The organism is Geminicoccus sp., assembly GCF_035556675.1.
Taxonomy (GTDB): domain Bacteria; phylum Pseudomonadota; class Alphaproteobacteria; order Geminicoccales; family Geminicoccaceae; genus Geminicoccus.
Genome location: NZ_DATMFZ010000259.1, coordinates 1 through 21,595 on the forward strand (window position 1 = coordinate 1; position 21,595 = coordinate 21,595).

Here is a 21,595-nt window from a genome sequence, read left to right on the forward strand (position 1 = left end):
CCGCGGATGAGCGCCACCTGGTCGTAGAGGTTGCTGACCGGGCAGGCATGGTTCGGCAGGACCCGCACCAGGTCGCCGACCTTCGGCCGCGGGCCCTCGACCTGGCTCAGGTCGACATGGCCGTGCTCCTCGGACAGGCCATGGATCACCGCGTCGGGATACTCCATGATCCGGCCGTAGCCGTTCAGCCCGTGCAGGTCGGCGGTGAGCGCCTTGGAGCCGGCATCCAGTATCGCCCGGTCAGGGGTCGGCCGGGACACCACCGTGGTCAGCACGGTCAGCGCACAGTCGTCCAGCCCGATGCAGCCGGCGCGCATCTGCATCCGGTCGCCGTAGATGTAGGTTCCGGGCCGGTGCTCGGTGACCGGGCCCTGCTCGTTGGCCGTCCACATGTCCGGGCTGCCGCCCGAGGACAGGATCGGCGCCTCGATGCCCAGCTCCTTCAGCCGGGCCACGGCCTCGTTGAAGAAGCGGACCACGTTCGGCTGGCCGCCCGGCGGCGGGTAGGTCAGGAGGCCGGCAAAGCGCAGGCCCGGCGTGGCGGCGATGTGCCGGGCGAGTTCCACGGTCTCCTCGACGGTCTGGGTGCCGTTGCGCTTGGCCCCGGTGTCGCACTCGACCAGTATCTCGACGCTCATGCCGGCCTCAGCGAACGCCCGGCCGATCGGGTCCGACACCTCGCGGCTGTCGGCGATCAGGATCAGGCGGATCCGCTTCGCCAGGGCCACCGCGCGCGCGAGCTTGCGCTCGCCCACCAGGTTGAACGGGATCAGGATGTCGTCGATCCCGGCATCGGCCATCACCTCGGCCTCGCCCAGCTTCTGACAGGCGATGCCGCGGGCACCCAGCTCGACCTGCAGGCGTGCCAGCTCGACCAGCTTGTGGGTCTTGATGTGCGGCCGGTTGGCGAACCCGTGCCGGTCGCAGAAGGCCTGCCAGCGCTTCAGGTTGGCCTCGACCCGGTCCATGTCTACCAGGGCGATGGGCGTGTCGAGTTCGTCCAGCTTCATGATCTCGTCCAGGAGGGCCGGCGGGAGCAACGACTGAAGGGTTGGGCTCAGGGTCCGGCGGGTTCGTCGGGCTCCTGGTCCGGTAGCGGTTCAGGCAACTGCGGTGCAACAGTCGGATCGTCCTGCCCGTCCGCGCCGACGGATGTGGGCTCGTCCGGCGAGGGATCGACGGGCGTGGAGTCGCCGGCCGCCTCATCGACACGCACGAGCTCCAGCTCCAGTTCCAGCGCCCGGATCCGGTCCGGCACGCTCGCCGGATCGATCGGCTCGCGGCTCGCCAGATCACGCCCATGTTCCAGCGCACGGGCTTCGGCCGCCCGCTGTGCCGCCAGGGCCAGCTCCTGCTCGGCGATGGCGGCATCGCGCTCGATCTCGGCCGCCAGCGCCCGCTCCACCGCCAGGTCATGTTCCTGCCGCAGCCGGTCCAGTTCGGCCGCCTGGTCCGGCGCGGCCTCGGCCAGTGCCGCAAGCCGTCGCTCCAGGCTCTCGACCGCAGCGGCGAGTTCCGCCCGCTTCTCCCGGCTTTCCGCCAGGGCCGCACGCAGCGCCACGAGCTCGTCGTCCCCGTCATGCGCCGCCGCCAGTGCCGGCACCAGCCCGGACGATGGGGTCGCCGTACCGGAGCCACCGAGCCGGTCCCAGACGACGATCCCGGCCAGCAGCAGGGTCAGGAGCGCCAGGCCCAGGCCGGCGGATGCCAGGCGGATCTGGGCTGTGCGGGTGAAGGTGGCGTAGCGGCCGCGGCCCGACCGGTCACGCGTGTAGAAATGACGATCGACGAACCAGCCCCGCAGCACGCACGCTCCCCACTCCGGCGGCCATCCGGAAGAGATGGCCGGCGCGAGCATGCTCTATCACGTTGGAACAGCGGCCGCATCGCCGCCGAGCCGCGCAGGTTGGTCGCAGGTGCGGCCGGGTTCAGGCCGAGGCGGCGACTGGCTGGGCGGCGGCGCGATCCGCGGCGTCCAGGCCCTGCTCCGCGTCGAGATCCTCGACATAGCGCCAGGCCGAGCGGTCAGCCAGCAGGGCGCGCACCAGCTTCACATGCAGGGCATGGCCGGCACGGTGCCCGGTCCAGCGGCCGACGATCGGCGCGCCCGCCAGATAGGTGTCGCCCACCGCATCCAGCAGCTTGTGCCGGACGAACTCGTCGGGGAAGCGCAGGCCGCCCGGGTTTAGCACGCCTTCGGGACCCACCACCACCGCATTGTCGAGCGAGCCGCCCCGGGCCAGGCCCATGGCGCGCAGCTGCTCGATGTCCGCGGCGAAGCCGAAGGTCCGGGCCGGGCCCAGGACGCGCGCGAGGCGCCCGGGCTCGAACGGCAGGGACAGGGACTGGGTGCCGACGGCAGGGTGGGCGAAGTCGATCGAGGCGGAGAAGCTGGTGAAGGGGGCCGGATCCAGCCGGGCGAACTTGCCGGCGGCTTCCACCACCACCGGCTTGATCACCTCGATCCGGCGGAGCGGCCGGTCCTGCTCGCGCACGCCGGCGCATTCCAGGAGGAACAGGAACGGCGCGGCACTGCCGTCCATGATCGGCACTTCCGGGCCGTCCAGCTCGACCGTGACATTGTCGATCTCGGCCAGCGCCAGGGCGGCCATCAGATGCTCGATCGTGGCGACCTTGGCATCGTCCGGCCCGACCAGGGCAGTGCACATGGTGGTGTCGCCGACCCGGTCGGCCACTGCCGGGATCACCGGGCGGCCGGGCAGGTCGGTGCGGACGAACATGATCCCGGTATCGGGCGCTGCCGGCAGCAGGTTCAGGGAAACCTTGCGGCCGCCATGCAGGCCGATGCCGACGCAGCCGATGCGATGGGCGATCGTACGCTGCGCCCGTGCGCTGCGGCTGGCCCGGACCCCCAGGTCCTGGTTGCCGAGTTCGTCACGCTGGCTGCCTGCGATGATCACTAACTTTGCTCCGCTCTCGACGATCCGGATGCCATTCCCGGCAGGCACCGACCCTGGTCCAGGGCCGGTCCCGCCGGATCAGGCAGTACCGGGCACCTTCGAGATAAGCAGAGGTGACCACCGCCGCCACTCACAGTTGGTTACCGATTATTACAGCCCTCGGCTTCAAGGGGCGTAACAGCCGGCGACCTCAAGTCCTTGTGCGGTCACGACGAAGGAAGGCAGGGATTTCAGCGACCGGATCACCGCCCGCGGCGCTGTTGCTGCCGGACTGCTCCCAGCGCAGATGGGCATTGTCGCCCCTCTGTTCACCACCCTGCCCCTCGCCGCCGAAGCCCAGGCCCTTGCTCATCTTGCTGAACAGGTTGCTCAGCCGGTCCTCCGCACGGCCGAGGCCGGACAGGTTACGGGGCCGCCCGATGGCATGCTGCTCGGTACCCGCCGTCTCGTAGTCGCGTTCGGCCTGCTCGTAGCCGGCCTGGGGCTCGGCGGCGGGCGGCGCATAGGCATCGACCTGATCCGCGCCCGCCTCTGCACCGGCACCGCCGCGTTCGGTCATGGCCCGGATATGCACGTCCACCGCCTGTGCGGTGGTGGGTGCGGGCTGGGTGGCGGCGCGGAGCGTCGGGTAGGCCTGGGAGATCGGCCTGGCGACCTGGGGCTGGAAGCGCAGCGGTGAGGCGGCCGGCGCGGTGCTGGCCACGACTTCCGGCGCACCCGGCTGCGGCCGGCGCTTGCGCTCCTGCATGGCGATGCCGGTGGCGACCACCGACACGCGGATCTTGCCCTGCATCGATTCGTCGAAGGTCGAGCCGAAGATGATGTTGGCGTCGGTGTCGACCTCCTCACGGATCCGGTTGGCCGCGGCGTCGACCTCGAACAGGGTCATGTCCGGGCCGCCGGTGATGTTGATGAGGACGCCGCGGGCACCCTTCATCGACACCTCGTCGAGCAGCGGGTTGGAGATCGCCGATTCGGCGGCCTCGATGGCGCGGCGTTCGCCCTCGCTCTCGCCGGTGCCCATCATCGCCTTGCCCATCTCGGACATGACGGTGCGGATGTCGGCGAAATCCAGGTTGACCAGGCCCGGCATGACGATCAGGTCGGTGACCCCGCGCACACCCATGTGCAGCACCTGGTCGGCCATCTGGAAGGCCTCGGTGAAGGTGGTGCGCTCATTGGCGATGCGGAACAGGTTCTGGTTGGGGATCACGATCAGCGTGTCGACCCACTGCTCCAGTTCCTCGATGCCGCTCTCGGCCAGGCGGGCGCGGTAGCCGCCTTCGAACTGGAAGGGCTTGGTGACCACGCCGACGGTCAGGATGCCCTGTTCCTTGACGGCCTTGGCGATGACCGGGGCCGCACCCGTGCCGGTACCACCGCCCATGCCGGCGGTGATGAACACCATGTGGCTGCCGGAGAGCGCGTCGATGATCTCGTTGCGCGCCTCTTCCGCAGCCGCGCGGCCGATCTCGGGGCGGGCACCGGCGCCGAGACCATGGGTCACGGTGTTGCCGAGCTGGATCTTCCGGTCGGTGAGGCAGCGGTCCAGCGCCTGGGCGTCGGTGTTGCAGGCGACGAACTCCACCCCCTCGAGATGGGCGGTGATCATGTTGTTGACGGCGTTGCCGCCGGCACCACCCACCCCGACCACGCTGATCCTGGGCTTCAGGTCATGGGCCACCGGCATGGTCAAGTTGATCGTCATCTGGTCCTCCACCCCTCCCGTCCTCTCGCGCAGGCACGGGGGCACCACTGTTCGTCTGCCATCACGGCCGGCCCGCCCCCCTCAGGCGCTCCGGTCCGTCCAACCGCTAGAAATTCTCGCGCAGCCACTTGCGGAACCGCGACCAGCCGCGGCCGATCGTGCTTCCGGAAACCTCGCCGCGCCAACCCTGCCCGCCGTCCTCGCCCCGGCACAAGGCCAGTGCGCCATTGGCGGCACTGGCGCAGGGCTCACACTCGAACACTTCCCCCGACCGGATCCGGTCGGGCCGGCCGAAGCGCACCGGCAGGCCGAACATCTCGTCGACCAGTTCGACCAGCCCCTCGATCCGCGAGGCGCCGCCGGTCAGCACCAGGCCGGACGGCGGCATGGTCCGGAACAGCTCGGCATGCTCCTTCAGCCGGGAGCGGACCAGCTCCAGGATCTCCTCGACGCGCGGCCGGGCGATCTCGGTCAGGCGGGAGCGGGCGACCTCGCCGGACGGCCAGCCGTCCGGGTCGCCCACATGCGGCACCGCGATCCGCTGGTCGGCGTCGCCATGGCGCGCCTGCACGCTGGTGTAGAGCGACTTGATCCGCTCGGCATGGGTGCGCTGGGTGGCAAGGCCATGGGCCAGGTCGGCGGTGATGTGCTCGCCGCCGTAAGGTACCGAGGCCAGCAGGGCCAAGCGGCCGCCGAAGAAGTGGGCAGCGCAGGACACGCCGGCGCCCAGGTCCAGCACCAGCACGCCGCGCTCGCGCTCCTCCTGGGTGGTGACCGACCAGCCGGACGCATAGCCCGCGGCCACGATGCTCGTCACGTCCAGGTGGCAGCCGTCCAGGCAGGCGCGCAGCTGCGCCACGTGGCGGCTGTCGATGCTGACCGCATGCGCGAGCACCTGCAGGCTCTCGCCGCGCATCCCGGTGGGGTCGCGCAGCGGCCGGCTGCCGTCGATCGAGACTTCCAGCGGCACCAGATGGAGGATCGAGCGGCCGGGCCGGTCGAACTGACGCCGTGCGGCGTCCAGCGCCCGCGCCATGTCGGTGCGGTCGACCGCGCGCCCGTAGAGCGGGATCTCGACCCGGCCATGGCTGGACAGCGGGCTGCCGCCGCTGGTGACCACCGCCACGTCGCGCAGCTCCTCGCCGGCCGCCTGCTCCGCCTCGTGCACCACCGCGGCGATGCCCAGTTCGGCATCGTCGCCATCCACGATCTCGCCGCTGCGCATCCCATCCGCGGCCTGATAGCCCTTGCCGCACAGCTCGAAGCCGCCCGAGCGGCGTGCGCGGACGATCCAGCAGCCGAACTTGCTGGTACCGACATCGAGCACCGCACGGATCCGGCTGCCCTGGCCCTGGTCGAAGCCGCCGGTGGGCAGCGGCGGGTGGCGGTCGAGGGTGACGGCCATCAGGCACCCTCCCCGCTGCCGGCGGTCACCCGCGGGTCCGTCCGCACCACCACACCACCGGTCGCCCGCATGTCCAGGGCCACGATCGCCTTGTCGAGCAGGCCGCTGCCGGCCTGGACCCGCGCCAGCTTGCGCCAGGCGCCCGCCGCGTCGTCCTCGGGCAGCCGCACCTCGATCCTCCCGTCGATCCACACGTTCCAGCGGCGGTCACCTACCCGATAGGCACCCGACACCCGGCTGTAGAGCGAGGGCTCGGAGCGGACCAGGGCCAGCAGCTCGCCGGCATGGCGCTGGGCCCCCTCGCCGGCGACGGTCGGCAGGTCGGCGAACGGCCGCAGATCGGCGACCTTGACCGGCTGGCCGTCTTCGTCGATCAGCACCAGTCTCCGCCCGTCCGCTTCGGCGAGCGCCAGCGGGGCCCGCTCCTCCAGGCTGACATGCAAGGTGTCCGGAAGCCGGCGATGGACGGAGGCGGACTTCACCCAGGGAAGCTCCTCGATACGTTTACGAACCTGATCGATATCAACCACAAGTATATTGGAGCCCCGAAGGTCATCAAGGACCGTCCTCAATTCATCCACAGAAGTCCGCACTCTCCCATCACTGGAAAGTTTCTGCACAACCAAGCCAGATTGGGCACTTGCTGACCGCCAGCCGGCGTCGAACGCGGCGAGCAGCGGGGGCAGGTGAGTCTTTCCATAAGTTATCCACAGGGCCGGCACCGCGATGCCGAGCCCGAACGCGACCGCCACCGAGATCAGCAGCGGGCGCAGCCAGCGTGGCTTGCGGCGGGTCCGGCGCAGCGCACGGATCCGGACAGCGGTACGGCTCAGGTGTCGCATCGAGCGCTCTCCAGCAGACGCTGCACCAGTTCACCGAATGGAATTCCGCAGAACGCCGCCTGCTCTGGGAGGAGGGACAGGGGCGTCATCCCCGGCTGGGTGTTGATTTCCAGCAGATGGAGACCGTCGTTGCCCGGCTGATCCGGATCCCAGCGGAAGTCGCAACGGCTCGTCCCACGGCACCCCAGCGCGCGATGGGCGCGCAGCGCCCAGTCGAGCACGCTGTCATAGACCTCGGGCGGCAGATCGGCCGGCACGACGTGATCGGCGAAGCCGGACGTGTATTTCGCGCGATAGTCGTAGAATCCGTCGCGCGGCACGATCTCGGTGACCGCCAGCGCCCGGTCGTCGAGCACGCCGCAGGTCAGCTCGCGGCCGCGGACGTAAGTTTCGACCATCAGCCGCTGCGCAGGATCGACGTCGTTGCGGCGGGCGAGTGCCGTGATGTCGCCGTCCGGTGCGATCAGGACACCCACCGAGCTGCCCTCGCAGGCCGGCTTCACCACGATCGGCCCGGGGATCGGCGGCCCATGCTCGACCAGCTCGGCATAGCTGGTCTCCACCCCTTCGGGGCAGCGCAGCCCGACCGCCTGGAACACCCGCTTGGCCTGCGGCTTGTCCATCGCGAGGGCCGAGGCGAGCACGCCGGAATGGGTGTAGGGGATGCCCAAGAGGTCGAGCAGGCCCGGGACCCGGCCATCCTCGCCGAACCGGCCGTGCAGGGCGTTGAAGCAGACGTCCGGCCGCAACTCGACCAGCCGCTCGACCAGCCGGTCGGCGGCATCGATCCGGACCGTCCGGAACCCGGCCGCGTCCAGGGCATCGGCGCAGGCCGCGCCCGACACGAGGCTGACCTCGCGCTCGGCGGACCGGCCACCCAGCAGCACGGCGACCGTGGCAGCCTTCCAGCGGCTCATGACGCCTCCTCCCCGACGCGGACGATCTCCCAGGCGAGCGCCACCCCGGTTTGCGCCAGGACGCGCTGCCGGACAATCTCGCCCAGTTCCTCGACCTCCCTGGCCGAAGCACCGCCACGGTTGATCAGGAAATTGCAGTGCTTGTCCGAGACCATCGCCTGGCCGTGCGCCAGGCCGCGGCAGCCGGCCTCGTCCACCAGCTGCCAGGCGCGGCCCGCCTCGGGATTCTTGAAGGTGCTGCCGCCGGTCGCGACCCGGATCGGCTGGGCCGCCTCTCGCTCGGTCCGGATCCGGTCCATGCGTGCCAGGACCGCCGCCGGATCGTCCGGCTCGAGGCCGAACGCCGCGCGGAGCACGATCGCTCCGTCGGGCAGGGCGGAGCGCCGGTAGGACAGGCCGAGTTCGGCCCGCTCCAGCCGGCGGATCGCGCCGTCGCGGGTAACGATCTCCGCCCAGAGCAGGCGCTCGGCGGTTTCGCCGCCGAAGGCGCCGGCGTTCATGCGCACCGCACCGCCGATCGTGCCGGGAATGCCGATCATGAACTCGATGCCGGCAAGTCCGGCGCGCTGGGCGGCACGTGCTGCGTTCTGATCCAGTGCCCCGGCACCGGCGATCAGCTTGGTTCCCTCGGCCACGACCTTGGCGAGCGGCCCGCCCAGGCGCACCACCACGCCGCGGATGCCGCCGTCGCGGACCAGCAGGTTCGAGCCCACCCCCACCGGCAGCACCGGCACCTTTGGCGGCAGTGCCCGCAGGAAGGCTGCCAGGTCTTCGGCGTCGGCGGGATGGAACAGGACATCCGCCGGGCCGCCGACCCGGAGCCAGGTCAGCCCGCTCAACGCCACGTCCCGGCGCAGGTCGCCGCGCACCATCGGCAGCTGGTCGCGCCAGTCGGTCATCAGGCGGCCTCGGCCAAAGCAGCCATCTCGGCTGGCAGCGCGTTGGCCCAGGCGGAGATCGTGCCGGCACCCAGGCACACCACCAGGTCGCCCGGCTCGGTGATCGCGCGCACGAGATCGGCCAGCCCCTCCTGTCCCTCGATCGCCCGGCAGTCGCGATGGCCGCGCGCCTGGATGCCGGCCACCAGCCGGTCCCGGTCAACCCCCTCGATCGGCGCCTCGCCGGCGGCATAGACCGGGGCGATCAGCACGGTGTCGGCGTCGTGCAGGCAGCCGCAGAACTCGTCGAACAGCGAGGCCAGCCGCGAGTAGCGGTGCGGCTGGACGATCGCGACCACCCGGCCCTTGGTCGCCTGGCGCGCGGTCGCCAGCACGGCGCGGATCTCGACCGGGTGGTGGCCGTAATCGTCGACGACCGTCACCCCGCTGGCCTTGCCGGTGATGGTGAAGCGGCGCTTGACCCCGCCAAAGGAGCTGAGCGCCTTGCGGGTGGCGGCATGGTCGATGCCGAGCTCCTCGGCGATCGCGATCACCGCCAGCGCGTTCTGGACGTTGTGCCGGCCGGGCATCGCCAGGAACATGCCGTCGAGCTGGAGCGGCCGGCCGCCGCGCCGGGTGACGGTGACGTCGAAGGTGGAGCCGGCTGCCTCGATGGCGAGGCTGGTCGCGCGCACGTCGGCCTGCGGGCTGAAGCCATAGGTGACCACCCGGCGGTCGGTGATCCGCGCGATCAGCGCCTGGACCTCGGGATGGTCCAGGCAGAGCGCCGCGAAGCCGTAGAAGGGCAGCCGCTCGACGAAGCTGTAATAGGCGTCGCGTACCGCCTCGAACGTCCCGTAATGCTCCATGTGCTCGGGATCGATGTTGGTCACCACGCCGATCGTGGCCGGCAGGCGCAGGAAGCTGCCGTCGCTCTCGTCGCTCTCGACCACCATCCAGTCGCCGGCACCGACCCGGGCATTGGTGCCATAGGCATTGATGATGCCGCCGTTCACCACGGTGGGATCCAGGCCCGCGGCGTCCAGCAAGGCCGCCACCAGCGAGGTGGTGGTGGTCTTGCCGTGCGTGCCGGCGATCGCGATGGACGACTTCAGGCGCATCAGCTCGGCCAGCATGTCGGCCCGACGCACTACCGGCAGGCGCCGGGCGCGCGCCTCGACCATTTCCGGATTGTCGGCTTTCACCGCGGAGCTGAACACGACCACAGCGGCCTCGCCCAGGTTCGCCGCACGATGGCCGATCGCTACGCGGATGCCCTGCTCCTGCAGCCGACGCACATTGGCGCTGGCCGCCTGGTCGGAGCCCTGCACGCGATAGCCCTGGTGATGGAGCACGTCCGCGATGCCGGACATGCCGATCCCGCCAATCCCGATGAAATGGATGATGCCCACATCCTGCGGCAGGAACTTCACGGTCTTGGCTCCGCAACGGAAAGTACCAGGTCGGCGAGTGCCCGGGTCGCGTCCGGCCGTGCGGCCGACCGGGCGGCTTTGGACATCTCCTCGAGTCGCGCCGGATCATCCGCTAAAGAGGCGATGGCATCTGCGAGAGTTTCCGGCGACGCGGCCAGTTCGCGCAGCGTCACCGCCCCACCTGCCTCGGCGATCCGCATGGCATTGGCGTATTGGTGGTCGTCGGCGGCATGCGCATAGGGCACGTAGAGCGCCGGACGGCCGCAGGCGGTGACCTCGGCCACGGTGGAGGCGCCGCTGCGCGCGATCACGAGGTCGCAGACGGCGAGCCTCTTCGGCATGTCATCGAAGAAGCTCGCGATCTCGGCCTGGATGCCGAGTTCGGCATAGCGTGAGCGGACACGGTCCAGGTCCTCGGGCCTGGCCTGCTGCACCATGGCGAGGCGCTGGCGCAGTTCGGCCGGGAGCAGGGCCAGCGCCTCGGGCAGCACGGTCGAGAAGACGCGGGCTCCCTGCGAGCCGCCCAGCACCAGGATCCGCCGGCGCCCGTCCGGATCGGGGACGGCAGGTGCCGCCGCAAACCCGCTGCGCAGAGGATTGCCGGTGACCAGGGTCCGGTCGGAGAGCGGCGGGGCGTGCTCGGTGCGGACGAAGCTCAGTGCCAGCCGCTGGGCGAGCCTGGCCAGCGCCCGGTTGGCCTTGCCCAGCACCGCGTTCTGCTCGTGGACCACCAGGGGGCGGCCGAGCAGCCTGGCGGCGAGTGCCGGCGGGAAGGAGGCATAGCCGCCGAAGCAGGCCGCCACCGAGGGCCGCCAGCGGCGCAGGAGGCGCAGGCACTGGACGAGGCCCTGGGCCACGCCCAGGCCGCGGCCGACCGCACCCAGGCCTGGCCGGGCCGCGGCCACCACATGGACGTCATAGGAGCCCTTCACCCAGCGCCGGCCGCGCTCGTCCACCACCAGCGCCACCTGGTGGCCGCGGCGGACGATCTCGTCGGCCAGCGCCAGGGCCGGGAACATGTGCCCGCCCGTGCCGCCGGACGCGATCACCACCGGGCCGGTCATCGCACCAGCTCCAGCCGGGCGCCGCGGCGGGTTAGGGCCAGGAGCAGGCCCATGCTGAGCCCAAAGGACAGAAGCGAGCTGCCGCCATAGGAGATGAACGGCAGGGTCATCCCCTTGGTCGGCATCAGGTTCAGGTTGACCGCCATGTTGATGAAGGCCTGCAGGCCGAACTGGGCAGCTAGCCCGCCGGCCGCCAGCAGGCAGAAGCGGTCATGCAGGCCCGAGACCCGGCGCAGCGCGCGGAACAGGAGGAAGAAGAACAGCCCGACCAGCGCCAGACAAGTGATCACCCCGAACTCCTCGGCGGTGGCGGCGAAGATGAAGTCGGAATGGGCGTCGGGCAGCTGGAACTTCACCACCCCCTCGCCCGGCCCCCGGCCGAGCAGGCCGCCGGAAGCCACCGCGTTCATCGCCTTGTCGACCTGGTAGACCTCCTGCGACGGGTCCATGAAGCCGTCCACCCGCTGGGTGAAGTGCGGGTAGAACAGGTAGGCCCCCCACAGCCCGGTGATGCCGGCACCGGCGGCAGCCGTGATCCAGCCCCAGCCGAGCCCGGCCAGGAACAGCTGGATGCCGAACACCGCGGCCACCACGAAGGCCATGCCGATGTCGGGCTGGCGGGCCAGCATCACCAGGGCCAGGCAGACCGGCAGAAGCGAGGGCCACAGGCCGCGCAGGCCCTGGCTGCGGGCGAGCAGCCAGGCAACCACGATCGCGAGGGTCGGCTTCACGAACTCGGACGGCTGCAGGCGGAAGCTGCCGAAGTCGAGCCAGCGATGAGCACCCTTGACCTCCGGTCCGTACGGGGTGAGCGCGGTCAGCCCGACGAACACCAGCAGGAGGAACCAGGCCAGCCGCAGCACGCCGCGCGGCGAGAGCATGGACGCGCACAGCATCAGGGTGATCGATGCCGCCAGGAAGACGGCCTGACGCTCGACGAAGTAGGTGGCCGGATTGTTGTTGCGGATCGCGACCGGGCCGCTGGCCGCGAACACCAGAATCAGGCCGATCACGGCCAGGATCGCGAAGCCCAGCATCAGGACGCGGTCGACCGTCCACCACCAGGACCCCAGGACGCTGCGATTGCTGCGCGGGACGACGATCATGCCGCCCTAACCTTTCACGAGGTCGCGGAAGCGCGCGCCCCGTGCCTCGTAGTCCCTGAACTGGTCGAAGCTGGCGCAGGCGGGCGCCAGCAGCACGGTGGTGCCGGGCGCGGCGATCTCGCGTGCGGCCGCGACCGCTTCCTCCAGCGTGCCGACGTTGCGGCAGGAGACGACGCCGGCCAGATCCGCGGCGATCGCGTCCGCCGCCTCGCCGATCAGGAGGGCTGCCCGGACATTGGCCATGGCGGGTGCCAGGCTGCGAAAGCCCCCGGGCTTGGGCCGCCCCCCGGCGATCCAGACGATCTGGTCGAAGGCGCAGAGGCTGCGCCTGGCGGCATCGGGGTTGGTCGCCTTGCTGTCGTTGACCCAGCGCACGCCGTCCCTGAGGGCCACTTCCTCCATGCGGTGCGGCAGGCCCGGGAAGTCGAACATCCGCTCCGTCACCTGCCTGGGTGCGATGCCGCCCAGAGCCCGGACCGCGGCATAGGCGGCAGCGGCGTTCTGGTGGTTGTGCCGGCCGCGCAGCGTGGGGACATCGCTCAGGTCGGCCACGAAGCGCGAGGTCTTGTCGCTGGCGTCGATCAGCCGCCCTTCGACCACGCCCACGCCACCGCCCGGCATCTGGCCGCCCGAGACCGGCACGATCCGGTGGGTGCCCTGCCCGGCCAGGCGTGCTAGGACCTGCCGGCTCTCCTGGTCGTCCACGCCGATCACTGCGGTGGCATGGCCACGCCCGTGGCGGAACAGCTTCTCCTTGGCCCGGACATAGCCGGCGAGGTCGCCGTGCCGGTCCAGATGGTCCGGCGAGATGTTGGTCCAGACCGCAATGTCGATCGGCAGGTCCTGGATCAGGTCGAGCTGGTAGGAGGACAGCTCCAGCACCACCACCGCGTCGGCAGGTCCCAGATCCATGTCCAGGACCGGCACGCCGATATTGCCGCCCATCACTGCCGCCCGGCCAGAACCGGTCAGAATGTGGTGGATCAGCGCCGTGGTGGTCGACTTGCCGTTGGTGCCGGTGATGCCCACGACCCGCCGCTCACCCAGCCTTCCGGCCAGCAGGTCCAGGTCGGCGATGTGCGGCACGCCAGCCTCGGCAGCAGCCCGGACCACGGGGTGCGGTGCGGGATGGGTGAGCGGCACGCCCGGGCTCACCACCAGGGCCGCGAGCCCTCCGATCGCGCTGACGTCGCCCGGCACGGCACCCAGCGCCACGGCCTGCCCGATCTGGGCCGGATCATCGTCGAAGGCGACCACCCGCTTGGCCCGGCCGGCAAGTGCCCGGACGGCAGCCAAGCCGCTGCGCCCCAGGCCCAGCACCCCCACGTCGGCTCCGGCGATCCGTTCCATCCAGCCCATCTCGGCTCACCTCAGCTTGAGGGTGGAGAGACCTACCAGGGCCAGGATCGAGGCAATGATCCAAAAGCGGATCACGATCGTCGATTCCTGCCAGCCCAGCTTCTCGAAGTGGTGGTGCAGCGGCGCCATCCGGAACACCCGCCGCCCCGTCATCTTGAAGCTGGCAACCTGCACGATCACCGACACCGCCTCCAGCACGAACAGGCCGCCGATCACCATCAGCACCAGTTCGTGCTTCACGATCACCGCGGTCACGCCGAGCGCGCCGCCGGCGGAGAGCGAGCCGGTGTCGCCCATGAACACCATGGCCGGCGGGGCGTTGAACCAGAGGAAGCCCATGGAGGCGCCGACCAGTGCCGCCAGGAACACGGTGATCTCGCCGGCACCCGGGACGTGCGGGACGCCCAGATAGTTGGCGAAGATCACGTTGCCGCCGAGATAGGCGATGATGCCGAAGCACCCGGCCGCGATCATCACCGGCACGATCGCGAGCCCGTCCAGCCCGTCGGTCAGGTTCACCGCGTTGGAACTGCCCATCATCACCAGGGTGGCGAAGACCGGGAACATGAAGCCCAGCGGGATGAAGGCGTCCTTGAAGAAGGGCAGCGCCACTGAGGTGGCGCCCGGCCCGTCCACGACCAGCACGAGATAGAGGGCCACGAGCAGCCCGATCACCGCCTGGGCCAGGAGCTTCATCCGCCCGGACAGGCCCTTGCTGTTGCGCTTGGTGAGCTTGAGATAGTCGTCGCCGAAGCCGATCAGGCCGTAGCCCAGCGTCACGAACAGGACGCACCAGGTGTAGCCGTTGGTGAGGTCGGCCCAGAGCAGGGTGGACAGGCTGAGCGCCAGCAGGATCAGCACGCCGCCCATGGTGGGCGTGCCCTTCTTGGTGAGGAGATGGCTTTCCGGCCCGTCCAGGCGGATCGGCTGGCCACCGGGCTGCTTGCTCTTGAGCCAGCGGATCACCCTGGGGCCCAGCCAGAAGCTCAGGAACAGCGCAGTCATCACCGCCCCGCCGGCGCGGAAGGTGATGTAGCGGAACACGTTGAGGACGTTCACCGTCTCCGAAAGGGGCACCAGCAGGTGGTAGAGCATCAGCCCTGTCCCCCTGCCGCGAGCCCGTCGACGATCACGCGCATTCGACTTCCCAATGAACCCTTGACCAGCACCACGTCGCCGTCCCGCAGCTGGCACTGGAGCAGCGGCAGGAGTTCGGCGCTGGTGGGTGCGTGATGAACGGCGATCCCGCAGGCCAGCCGCCCGGCCAGGCCGGTCATGGCCGGGCCGCACAGATAGGCGGCCTCGACGCCGGCTGCCGCCAGATCGGGGGCCAGCCCGGCATGGAGCGGCTCGGCCTGGGCACCCAGCTCCAGCATGTCGCCCAGCACGGCGACCCTGCGGCCAGCCTGGCGCGCCAGCACATCCAGGGCTGCCCGCATCGAGGCCGGGTTGGCGTTGTAGCTCTCGTCCAGCAGCAGGATGGTCGCACCGCCCGGCAGCCGGAGCGGCCGGCGCACGCCCCGCCCCTCGACCGGGCGGACCAGCGCCATCCGGCCGGCCACTGCCTCGGGGTCGAGCCCGAGCGCGGCTGCCACGGCGAGCCAGCCCAGACTGTTCTCGACCTGGTGGCCGCCGGGCAGGTCGAGGCGCCAGCGGAGCGTCCGCCCGCCCAGCCGCGCTTCGACCCGGCTGCCGTCCGCGTCGCCCGTCTCGGTCAGGAGCTGCAGGTCGGCACCGACGGAGCGGCCGAAGGTGAGGATGGAGCCGGCCCGCGAGCTGCGCGCTGCCTGGAGGAGGAGGTCCGACCAGCGATTGCCGGCGGGCAGCACCACCGTGCCCCCCGGCTCGATCGCCTCGACGATCTCGGCCTTGGCGCGGGCGATCGCCTCCTCGCCCGGAAAATGGCCGAGATGGGCCGGGGCAACCGTGGTCACCAGCGCCACATGGGGCCGGACCTGCGCCGCCAGAGCGCGGATCTCGCCCGCATGGTTCATCCCGAGCTCGAACACGCCGAATGCCGTGTCCTGCGGCATCCGGGCCAGGCTCAGCGGCACACCCCAATGGTTGTTGTGACTCTTGGCACTGGCATGGGTCGGGCCGAACCCGGCGAGCAGCGTGGCGAGTGCCGTCTTGGCGGTGGTCTTGCCCGCACTGCCGGTGATCGCCACGACCCGTGCAGCGGTCGCGGCGCGGCGGGCACGGCCCAGCCGCTCCAGGCCCATGAGCGTGTCGGCCACGACCAGGCCGGACGCTCCTGGCGGCAGGGCCTCCCTGCTGGCGACCAAGGCAGCGGCGGCACCGGCGGCCAGCGCATCGCTCACGAAGGCATGACCGTCGCGATGCTCGCCCTTCAGCGCCACGAACAGGTCGCCCGGCTGGAGTTCCCGCGTGTCGATCGCCACGCCGCCCGCCTGCCAGGCGGGCCCGGCCAGCATCCCGCCCGTGGCCAGGGCGGCTTCCCCGGAGGTCCAGAGCGCGCTCATGCCGGGGCCAGCTCCGCAAGCGCCGCCCGGGCGACCTCGGCATCGTCGAACGGATGTGTCACGCCCCGCAGGGTCTGCCCGCGCTCATGACCCTTGCCGGCGATGAGCAGCAGGTCGCCCGGGCGAAGCTCGGCCACCGCCGTTCGGATCGCCAGCGCCCGATCGCCGATCTCGCGCGCACCGGGCGCCATCCCTGCCAGGGCCGCAGCCCGGATTGCGGCCGGATCCTCGCTGCGCGGGTTGTCGTCGGTGACGATCGCCATGTCGGCGCGCTCGGCGGCCACCCGGCCCATCAGGGGCCGCTTGCCCGGATCGCGGTCGCCCCCGCAGCCGAACACCACGACGAGGCGCCCCTGGACGTGCGGCCTTGCCGCCGCCAGCGCCTTTTCCAGCGCGTCGGGCGTGTGTGCATAGTCGACATAGACGGCGGCGCCAGCGGGCGTGGCGCCCACCAGCTCCATGCGCCCGGGCGCGCCCGTAACCTGCGGGAGCAGCCGGACCGCATCGGCGGGATCCCCGCCGGTCGCCTGCCACAGTCCCAGGGCCGCCAGGAGGTTCTCCGCCTGGAACGCGCCCACCAGCGGGCTCGCGACCCGGAACTCCCGCCCGGACACCGCCAGCACCAGGCTCTGGCCGCCGGGCTCCGGCCGCTGCTCGACCAGGCGCAGCGCACGGGCATTGCGACCATAGTCGATCACCCGGATGCCGCGCTGTTGGCAGGTCGCCGCCAGCTCGGCGAACTCCGGGATGTCGGCGTTCAGCACCGCCACGCCGTCGGGTGCCAGCACCTCGGCGAACAGGCGGCGCTTGGCGGCCAGATAGGCGCCCATGTCGCCATGATGGTCGAGATGGTCGCGGGTGAGGTTGGTGAAGGCGGCAGCCGTGATGCGCAGCCCGTCGACGCGGCGCTGCTCCAGGCCGTGGCTGGAAGCCTCGATCACCAGCCGCTCGACGCCCGCCCCGGCCAGCTCGGCGGCCAGGCGCTGCAGGGTCAGCACGTCCGGCGTGGTGAGGTTGCCCGGCAGGTCGCCGGTGGTCGACTGCACGCCGAGCGTGCCGATCGAGGCGGACTCGTGGCCGGACAGCGCCCAGAGCTGGCGGGTGAAGCTCGCGACCGAGGTCTTGCCGTTGGTGCCGGTGACCGCCGCCACGATGGCCGGCTGGCGGCCGAAGTAGCGTGCGGCGAGTCTGGCCAGGGCCGCGGCGGGGTCGGGGGCGACCAGCACCGGCACGGGCAGCGCGCGCTCTGCCAGGGCCGCCCCGCCGAGCACGGCCACGGCACCCGCCGCGATCGCCTGGTCGACGAACGCGCCGCCGTCCACCCGTGTGCCGGGCAGGGCCGCGAACAGCGAGCCGGGCCGGACCTCACGCGAATCGAGGGTGAGGCCGCGGATCTCCGGATCCGTGGCGTCGGGTGCCGGCAGGAGCGTCAGGCCCAGCCCGTCAGTAAGGCGCGAAAGCCGCAATCTGCGCCTCCTTGCCCCGCCGCTTCAGTTCCTTCTGCTGGATCTCCGGCGGCGCCTTGGCCAGGAAGCCGTCCTCGACCTCCTGCGGGACCAGCGGCACGCCCAGGAGCGGCGCCACCCGGGCGATGACCCGGCCGGTCGCGGGCGCTGCGTTCCAGCTGGCGTAGCGAAAGCCCATCGACGCCTCGTTGGCGGTCGGGTTGTCCAGCATCACCAGCACCGCGTAGCGCGGCGCATTCATCGGAAAGGCCGCGACGAAGCTGGAGATCACCACCCCCTTCACGTACCTGCCGTTGACCGGCTTGTCGGCAGTGCCGGTCTTGCCGCCCACCATCATGCCCGGCACCCGCGCCTTGGTGCCGCCGCCCCCCACGACGTTCAGCCAGAGCAGCTCGCGGATCTGATCCGAGGCTGCCTGCGAGATCACGCGCTCGCCCGGCACCGGCTGCTCGGGATCGCGCTGCAGCAGCGTCGCCGGACGCAGGATCCCGCCGTTCACGACAGCGGCGAAGGCGTTCAGGAAGCCGAGCGGCGTCACCGCCAGGGTATGGCCATAGGAGACTACCGCCACGGTGATGTCCGGCCAGCGCTTCGGCACGAGCGGGCTGCTCACCCCCGGCAACTCCAGCTGGGGCTTCTCCAGGAGCCCGAGCTTCTCCAGATAATGGTGCTGCAGCTCGCGCCCCCCGGCCAGCGCCATGCGCGCCGTGCCGATGTTGGAGCTGTTGAGGAACACGTCGGTGGTGGACGCCCAGCGCTTGAGCATATGGGCGTCGCCGATCGAGCGGCGGCCGATCTTCAGCCGCTCGCGGACGTCCCACATATCGTCCATTCGCACCACGCCGGCATCGAGCAGGGTGGCCAGCGTCAGGCTCTTGAACAGCGAGCCTACCTCGTAGACGCCTTCCGTGTTGCGGTTGAAGCGGCGCACGTCGTCGGGCGAGACCGGGTGGTTCGCGTCGAAGTCGGGCAGGCTGACCATCGCCAGCAGCTCGCCGGTATGCACGTCCATGATGATGGCGTTGCCGGCGGCCGCCTCGTAGGTGCGGATGGCAGCAGCCAGCTCCTCACGCAGCGCCTGCTGGACGCGCAGGTCGATCGAGAGCGCGAACGGCTCGCGGTCGCGCATCCCGGCCTCGGTGCGGATGGTCTTGTCGAACACCAGCTCCAGGCCGCTCAGCCCGTTATTGTCGATTCCGGTCTGGCCGATCAGGTGCGCCACCAGGTTGGCTTGCGGATAGACCCGCCGTGGCTGGTCACGGAACTCGATGCCGGGGATGCCCAGGCGCAGGAGGTCGGCCTGCTGCCTGGGCGTGATCCGCCGCTCCAGCCAGATGAAATGCCGGTCGGTGTCGAGCAGGCGGGCGATGACGCGCGGGTCGCGCTCGAGCACCGCGCCGAGGCTGCGATAGACCTCCGGGTCCTTCGGCACCTCGCGCGGGTCCGCGCCCACGCCCGAGACGATCACATCGGTCGCCACCGGGATGCCGCGCCGGTCGACCACGTCGCGGCGGCTGATGCCGTCCTTGGGCAGCACCAGGGCGGTGGTGCGCTCCTCCTTGGCGGCGAACTGGGTGATGTCCACCAGGCGGAAGGCCAGCGTCGCGAACAGGAGCCCGAAGGCCGCGACCACGACCCCGATCCTCCTTCGGCCGAGCGCCACCGAATCGAGCGGCACCGGCTGCCTCATCGCGACAGCCCGCTCAGGGTCAACGGCTTGAGGCGCGCCGGCACTTCCGCCCCGGACGGAAGCAGGACCGCGAGCATCCGGTCGGCATAGGCCACCCGTGCGTGGTCGGGCAGGGCGCTGGCACTGGCCAGGTGCTGCACGGTCACCGGGACCATGTCGAGCTTGGGCGCCATCGCCACGATCCGGTCGGGATGGGTGCGCAGCGCCAGATCAGTCTCCAGCGTGCGGATCTCGTCGACGGTGCGGGCGATCTCACGCTCCAGGCCGTGCGCATGCCGCTCCAGCCGCACCACCGCGTATTTCAGGTGGAAGGTCGACCAGGCGGTGCCCAGCAGGAGAAGCACGAGAAACAGCAAGTTCCGCCCCGTCATCGCCCGTCCCCGCTCATGCCGGGATCGCCCTGCTCCGGCGCCCGGTGTTCGTATCCTTCCCCCAGGCGCACGGCCGCGCGCAGGCGCGCCGAGCGGGCCCTGGGGTTGCTCTCGGTTTCCGCCAGCCCCGGGCGCTGCGGCCGGTCCACCAGCCAGGCGAAGCGCGGCGCCACCTCGGCCAGCGGCGGCAGGTGGCGGTAGGCGCGCCGGATCCGCCCGCCGCGCTCGTTCACGAAATCCTTGACGATCGAGTCCTCACCCGAATGGAAGGACACCGCGACCAGACGCCCCCCCGGGCGCAGCACCCGCTCCGCCGCGTCGAGCGCGGTGCGCAACTCGCCCAGCTCGTCGTTCACCACGATGCGCAGGGCCTGGAAGGTCCGGGTCGCCGGGTCGATGCCCTCGCGCCCCTGCCCCTTGACCCGGGCCACCAGCTCGGCCAGCCGGCGCGTGGTGTCGATCGGCGCCTTCTGGCGCTCGGCCACCACGGCGCGGGCGATCCGGCGCGCGTCGCGCTCGTCGCCATGGTTCCACAGCATCCGGGCGAGCTCGATCTCGCTGAGGCCGGCCAGCAACTCGGCAGCCGTTGGCCCCTCCTTGGACATGCGCATATCCAAAGGCGCGTCGTAGCGGAAGGAGAAGCCGCGTTCGGCCTGGTCGATCTGGAAGGAGGAGACGCCCAGGTCGAACACGATGGCGTCGATCGCGGGCACACCCAGGTCCGCCAGCACTCGCTCGAGCTCGCCGAACCGGGCGTGGACCAGGGTCAGGCGGGGATCGCCCGCCAAATCGCGCTGGCCGCGGGCGATGGCGTCGGGGTCGCGGTCGAGCGCCACCAGCCTTGCCACCCCGCGGGCGAGGATCGCCCGGCTGTAGCCGCCGCCGCCGAAGGTGGCGTCGACCACGACCTGCCCCTCTGAGGGTGCCAGTGCCTCCAGCACCTCGGCCAGCATCACGGGCGCATGACCCTGGGCGGTCTGCCGATCGGCAACGGTGGGGGTAGCGTCGGTCGGGACCACGGGCCGCAACGTCCTCGAACGAAGGCTGCAGGACTATCGCCTGCGGGTTAACACGCAGCGCACAGGCAACCAACGGTTTTCTTAGGGATTCCCAGGAAGTTCTTCGGCTGTCACCATTTTCCCGCGGTCCGGGCGGGCCGTTACTGGCTATTTCCGAGTATCAGGCAAAAGCGACCAATGACGAAGTCGCCTGACAGCGCACGTCTATTTAATTATTCTTACATAGCCCTTGCGGCCGATCATGCCAGCCACCCGGCGAGCGGCAGGTGGGCACAGGCTGCCTCCGCCGAGGTCTCAACCTATGGGCGTGGTGCTGCGCCAGTTATGGGCGCTGCTCCGGGGATGGTCAAGCAGCAAACACTACCATGCTTGTGGATATCGTACCACAACCTGTGGAAAAACGCGCCTCCGGCTACCCTGCCGGTTGTGGATAACCCTGCGGAAATCTCCATGTGTGACATGGACAATTCAGTGGCTGCCGGCCCGGCTAGCCCACTCGGATATTCTACCGTTCGGTGAAAATACGTCAGGCGGCCTGTAAGCCGGGTTCTGTTCCCGCCCGTTGGGCGGGAGGCGACCATTCCTCTGGGACAGCGCTTACGCGCCGCCTCGCGCGACCGACCCGGACGACCAGCCCGGAAGCAGGCCTGCAGGTGCGAAACCTGCCGTCGTCCCTATTTGGTCTTGCTCCCGGTGGGGTTTGCCCTGCCGCCGCCGTCGCCGGCAGCGCGGTGCGCTCTTACCGCACCTTTTCACCATGACCCGCAGGCCAAGGATGACCCAGGCGGGCTGTTCGGTCTCTGTGGCACTTTCCCTAGGGTCGCCCCCGCCGGGCGTTACCCGGCACCGTGCTTCCGTGGAGCCCGGACTTTCCTCACCCCTTGCCATCGCTGGCAAGGAGCGCGGCCGCCCGGCCGCCTGACGTGGCCACGG

18 protein-coding genes and 1 other RNA gene are annotated in these 21,595 nt (G+C 70.8%); all 19 read right to left on the reverse strand.

All coding sequences use genetic code 11. The annotated features are described in order from the left end of the window. The coding region (locus tag VNS22_RS18010; RefSeq protein ID WP_325734829.1) for a D-TA family PLP-dependent enzyme at nucleotides 1-1,010 on the reverse strand (1,010 nt) is incomplete at its 3' end. A 47-nt stretch (nucleotides 1,011-1,057) separates the two neighbouring features. Further along, entirely contained in the window at nucleotides 1,058-1,807 is a 750-nt protein-coding gene (locus VNS22_RS18015) for a hypothetical protein (protein WP_325734831.1), read from the reverse strand. 121 nt (nucleotides 1,808-1,928) lie between these two features. After that, nucleotides 1,929-2,876 carry a UDP-3-O-acyl-N-acetylglucosamine deacetylase gene (gene lpxC, locus VNS22_RS18020; protein ID WP_414653381.1) on the reverse strand — a complete coding sequence of 316 codons (948 nt, stop codon included), beginning with the start codon at nucleotides 2,874-2,876 and terminating at the stop codon, nucleotides 1,929-1,931. A gap of 235 nt (nucleotides 2,877-3,111) precedes the next feature. Continuing rightward, nucleotides 3,112-4,629 (reverse strand): cell division protein FtsZ, encoded by a 1,518-nt coding sequence (gene ftsZ / locus VNS22_RS18025; protein ID WP_325734835.1) that lies wholly within the window; start codon nucleotides 4,627-4,629, stop codon nucleotides 3,112-3,114. 106 nt (nucleotides 4,630-4,735) lie between these two features. After that, nucleotides 4,736-6,034 (reverse strand): cell division protein FtsA, encoded by a 1,299-nt coding sequence (gene ftsA / locus VNS22_RS18030; protein WP_325734837.1) that lies wholly within the window; start codon nucleotides 6,032-6,034, stop codon nucleotides 4,736-4,738. Beyond that, a complete protein-coding gene (locus VNS22_RS18035) occupies nucleotides 6,034-6,876 on the reverse strand; it encodes a cell division protein FtsQ/DivIB (RefSeq protein WP_325734839.1) in 843 nt (280 codons plus the stop codon). Before VNS22_RS18035 ends, ftsA begins: the two co-directional genes overlap by 1 nt. Continuing rightward, entirely contained in the window at nucleotides 6,864-7,793 is a 930-nt protein-coding gene (locus VNS22_RS18040) for a D-alanine--D-alanine ligase (protein ID WP_325734840.1), read from the reverse strand. Before VNS22_RS18040 ends, VNS22_RS18035 begins: the two co-directional genes overlap by 13 nt. Then, the gene (gene murB / locus VNS22_RS18045) at nucleotides 7,790-8,692 is read right to left on the reverse strand and encodes a UDP-N-acetylmuramate dehydrogenase (RefSeq protein WP_325734841.1); all 903 of its coding nucleotides are present in this window, start codon (nucleotides 8,690-8,692) and stop codon (nucleotides 7,790-7,792) included. Before murB ends, VNS22_RS18040 begins: the two co-directional genes overlap by 4 nt. Further along, nucleotides 8,692-10,044, reverse strand: a complete 1,353-nt coding sequence (gene murC / locus VNS22_RS18050; RefSeq protein ID WP_414653382.1) for a UDP-N-acetylmuramate--L-alanine ligase — start codon at nucleotides 10,042-10,044, stop codon at nucleotides 8,692-8,694. Before murC ends, murB begins: the two co-directional genes overlap by 1 nt. Nucleotides 10,045-10,100: 56 nt before the next feature. Continuing rightward, nucleotides 10,101-11,168: an undecaprenyldiphospho-muramoylpentapeptide beta-N-acetylglucosaminyltransferase gene (gene murG, locus VNS22_RS18055; RefSeq protein ID WP_325734845.1), complete on the reverse strand. Its 1,068-nt coding sequence runs from the start codon at nucleotides 11,166-11,168 to the stop codon at nucleotides 10,101-10,103. Continuing rightward, nucleotides 11,165-12,274: a putative peptidoglycan glycosyltransferase FtsW gene (locus VNS22_RS18060; protein ID WP_325734847.1), complete on the reverse strand. Its 1,110-nt coding sequence runs from the start codon at nucleotides 12,272-12,274 to the stop codon at nucleotides 11,165-11,167. The genes murG and VNS22_RS18060 overlap by 4 nt, the downstream gene beginning before the upstream one ends. A gap of 6 nt (nucleotides 12,275-12,280) precedes the next feature. Continuing rightward, nucleotides 12,281-13,624 (reverse strand): UDP-N-acetylmuramoyl-L-alanine--D-glutamate ligase, encoded by a 1,344-nt coding sequence (murD, locus tag VNS22_RS18065; protein WP_325734849.1) that lies wholly within the window; start codon nucleotides 13,622-13,624, stop codon nucleotides 12,281-12,283. A gap of 15 nt (nucleotides 13,625-13,639) precedes the next feature. Continuing rightward, entirely contained in the window at nucleotides 13,640-14,728 is a 1,089-nt protein-coding gene (gene mraY / locus VNS22_RS18070) for a phospho-N-acetylmuramoyl-pentapeptide-transferase (protein ID WP_325734851.1), read from the reverse strand. Continuing rightward, nucleotides 14,728-16,116: a UDP-N-acetylmuramoyl-tripeptide--D-alanyl-D-alanine ligase gene (locus VNS22_RS18075; protein WP_325734853.1), complete on the reverse strand. Its 1,389-nt coding sequence runs from the start codon at nucleotides 16,114-16,116 to the stop codon at nucleotides 14,728-14,730. Before VNS22_RS18075 ends, mraY begins: the two co-directional genes overlap by 1 nt. After that, nucleotides 16,113-17,582 carry a UDP-N-acetylmuramoyl-L-alanyl-D-glutamate--2,6-diaminopimelate ligase gene (locus VNS22_RS18080; protein ID WP_325734855.1) on the reverse strand — a complete coding sequence of 490 codons (1,470 nt, stop codon included), beginning with the start codon at nucleotides 17,580-17,582 and terminating at the stop codon, nucleotides 16,113-16,115. Before VNS22_RS18080 ends, VNS22_RS18075 begins: the two co-directional genes overlap by 4 nt. Continuing rightward, nucleotides 17,560-19,272, reverse strand: coding sequence for a penicillin-binding protein 2 (locus VNS22_RS18085; RefSeq protein WP_325734857.1), 1,713 nt, complete (start codon nucleotides 19,270-19,272; stop codon nucleotides 17,560-17,562). The genes VNS22_RS18080 and VNS22_RS18085 overlap by 23 nt, the downstream gene beginning before the upstream one ends. Continuing rightward, complete coding sequence (gene ftsL / locus VNS22_RS18090; RefSeq protein ID WP_325734859.1) at nucleotides 19,269-19,643, reverse strand: cell division protein FtsL; 375 nt, start codon at nucleotides 19,641-19,643, stop codon at nucleotides 19,269-19,271. The genes VNS22_RS18085 and ftsL overlap by 4 nt, the downstream gene beginning before the upstream one ends. After that, entirely contained in the window at nucleotides 19,640-20,662 is a 1,023-nt protein-coding gene (gene rsmH, locus VNS22_RS18095) for a 16S rRNA (cytosine(1402)-N(4))-methyltransferase RsmH (RefSeq protein WP_325734861.1), read from the reverse strand. The genes ftsL and rsmH overlap by 4 nt, the downstream gene beginning before the upstream one ends. Before the next feature lie 522 nt (nucleotides 20,663-21,184). Next, nucleotides 21,185-21,584, reverse strand: an RNA gene (gene rnpB / locus VNS22_RS18100) — RNase P RNA component class A. Nucleotides 21,585-21,595: the final 11 nt, after the last annotated feature.